The sequence below is a fragment of the Pseudomonas sp. xss_4 genome, assembly GCF_043104125.1.
Lineage (GTDB): Bacteria > Pseudomonadota > Gammaproteobacteria > Pseudomonadales > Pseudomonadaceae > Aquipseudomonas > Aquipseudomonas parafulva_B.
The window spans coordinates 1-366 of the sequence record NZ_JBICKJ010000060.1 but is presented as its reverse complement, the minus strand read 5'-3'; the positions used below and the strand labels follow the sequence as shown (position 1 = coordinate 366).

The 366-nt window shown below is 57.9% G+C and carries 1 protein-coding gene; it reads right to left on the bottom strand.

The annotated features are described in order from the left end of the window. The coding region (locus tag ACF8GB_RS10870; protein ID WP_392527019.1) for a GTP-binding protein at nucleotides 1-366 on the bottom strand (366 nt) is incomplete at both ends.

Genomic DNA, 366 nt, shown 5'->3' with positions numbered 1-366 from the left:
CCTTGTTCAGGAAGACCACGATGTACGGAACGCCTACCTGACGGGACAGCAGGATGTGCTCACGGGTTTGTGGCATCGGACCATCGGCGGCCGAGCAAACCAGGATCGCGCCGTCCATCTGGGCAGCACCGGTGATCATGTTCTTCACGTAGTCAGCGTGACCTGGGCAGTCAACGTGAGCGTAGTGACGAATGGTCGAGTTGTACTCAACGTGAGCGGTGTTGATGGTGATACCGCGCGCTTTTTCTTCCGGAGCCGAGTCGATCTTGTCGAACTCAACGACTGCCGAACCGAATACTTCGGAGCAGACGCGAGTCAGAGCTGCGGTCAGAGTGGTCTTACCGTGGTCAACGTGGCCGATAGTGC